General features: G+C 73.1%; 3 protein-coding genes. 2 read left to right on the top strand and 1 reads right to left on the bottom strand.

The annotated features are described in order from the left end of the window. Positions 1-45 precede the first annotated feature (45 nt). Positions 46-534: a GNAT family N-acetyltransferase gene (locus AC27KI_RS23385; protein ID WP_487116114.1), complete on the top strand. Its 489-nt coding sequence runs from the start codon at positions 46-48 to the stop codon at positions 532-534. A 22-nt stretch (positions 535-556) separates the two neighbouring features. Here the strand turns inward: AC27KI_RS23385 and gcvA are convergent, their stop codons facing one another. After that, positions 557-1,447, bottom strand: a complete 891-nt coding sequence (gene gcvA, locus AC27KI_RS23390; RefSeq protein ID WP_487090851.1) for a transcriptional regulator GcvA — start codon at positions 1,445-1,447, stop codon at positions 557-559. A gap of 181 nt (positions 1,448-1,628) precedes the next feature. On the opposite strand from gcvA, the gene AC27KI_RS23395 reads away from it, so the two are divergent. Continuing rightward, positions 1,629-2,117 (top strand): EamA family transporter (locus AC27KI_RS23395; RefSeq protein ID WP_487116112.1); only part of this gene is annotated, 489 nt, incomplete at its 3' end.

The raw sequence follows: 2,117 nt of genomic DNA on the forward strand, positions 1-2,117 counted from the left end.
GCCCGATCCCACCCCCCGCCATCCGCCCCGCCCCGGGCGCGCCCGCTGGCCGCGGCCGATCTGCCCGGCCTGTTGCAGGTGCAGCGCGCCTGCTATGGCGAGGGGTTCGAGGAAAGCCATGCGGTGTTCCAGCGCCGCCTGGCGAGCCCGGCGCAGTGCTCGCTCGCCCTGGAGCGGGACGGCCACCTGTGTGCCTATCTGGCGGCCTACCGCTCGCTGCGGGGCAAGGTCACGCCGCTGCACGGCGATTTCGAGGCCGCCCAGGCCCCCGACACGCTGTACCTGCACGACATGGCCGTGTCACCCGCGCTGGCAGGGCAGGGCCTCGCGCAGGTGCTGCTGGCCGCGGCCTGGGCCACGGCACGCAGCGAAGGGCTGCGCCACAGCGCGCTGGTCTCGGTACAGGGATCGCAGGGCTACTGGGCACGGCACGGCTATGCCCCCGCACCGTTGCAGGACGCTGCGCAGCGCACGCGGCTGGCCACCTACGGCGAGGGCGCGGTCTACATGGTGCGGGCATTGCCGGGGGCGTGAAGCCCGGCGCCGGCCACATCGCTCAAGCGCCGCCGCCGCGCTCCTGCCCGGCCTGCGCGACGATCCAGTCGCGGAAACGCCGAAGCTCCGGATCGATGAGCGCGGGTGCCGCATAGACCAGGTGGTACGCCAGCGGCGTGGCCAGCGCACCCGCCTGCACGCCGATCAAGGCGCGCGTGGCCAGCTCGCGCCCGATGAGCGCGCGGCGCACCAGCGCGAAGCCCCGGCCGGCCACGGCGGCTTCGATGGCGCCGTTGGAATCAGCAAACACCACGCCCTGTTCGGTGTTTACCCGGGGCATACGGTGCGCCTCGCACCACAGCCGCCAGTCGCCCCGGTGCTCGTCGTGCAGCAGGCGATGGCCGTCGATGTCGCGGGCGCGCGCGATGCGCCGCGGCGCGATGAGGCGGGGGCTGCACACCGGCACGAGATCGTCGGCCAGCAGCGCTTCCGCCCGCAGGCCCGGGTACTTCCCCATGCCGTGGCGCACCGCGAAATGCACGCCCTCGCCGGCCAGATCGACCGTGCGGTTAGTGGTGCTCACGTGCACGTCCAGGCCGGCTGCGTGCTGCTGAAAGTCCTGCAGGCGCGGCACCAGCCACTGCACGGCGAAGCCAGGCGTGCAGCTCACCAGCACGACGCGCCGCGCGCCGGCGGCCACCCGCGAGGTGGCGTGGCCGATGACCGCGAGCGCATCGCTGCAGGCCGACTGGTATTCGGCACCCGCCCGCGTGAGCGCCAGGCCGCGCGGCAGGCGATCGAACAGCGTGCAGCCCAGGAACTCCTCCAGCTTGCGCACCTGCTGAGACACGGCGCCCGGCGTGACGTGCAGCTCGGCGGCGGCGCGGCGCACGCTCAGATGGCGCGCAGTGGCTTCGAAAAATCGCACGGCGATGAGGGGAGGAAGGCGCATGACCGTTCAGTCAAAATAAACAGTCGCGCAGCATAAATGGTTTGCGCGAACCCACCGGATTTCGAAGAATGGGCCTCCAGCGCCGGGGGCGGCCCGGGCCCGCCAGGGCTTGGCGAAAGCCTTCGGTTTCGTCGTTTCGTTTTGCCGATTCGGCGGGGTCCACGCCCCGCCGGCGCCACCCATGACCCTCGCCAGCCTGATCCGCCTGTTCGCCCTCGCCGCCCTGTGGGGCGGCAGTTTTCTGTTCATGCGCATCTCCGTGCCGGTGCTGGGCGCGGTGCCCACGGCCTTCGGGCGCGTGGCGCTGGCGGCGGCCGGGTTGATGGCGTTGCTGGCGTTCGCGCGGCTGCGGCCGGCCTTTCACGGCAAGCTGGGCGCGGCGCTGGTGCTGGGCGTGGTCAATTCGGGGGTGCCGTTCCTGATGTTCGCGCTCGCGGCCCGCACGCTGCCGGCGGGCTACAGCGCCATCCTGAACGCCACCACGCCGCTCATGGGCGTGCTGATCGGCGCCGTGGCCTTCGGCGAGCGGATCACCGCCGCGCGCACGGCCGGCGTGCTGCTGGGCATGGCCGGGGTGGCCGTGCTGGCGCAGACGGGCCCCGTGGCCCTGTCGCCGCAGGTGCTGGCGGGCATGGGCGCCTGCCTGGTGGCCACGGCCTGCTACGGCGCG

Source organism: Acidovorax sp. KPB24-03, from assembly GCF_057546605.1.

What these genes read in the sequence shown, in the direction of transcription:
- gcvA (WP_487090851.1), bottom strand. Translation starts at nt 1,447, where the DNA reads ATGCGCCTTCCTCCCCTCATCGCCGTGCGATTTTTCGAAGCCACTGCG.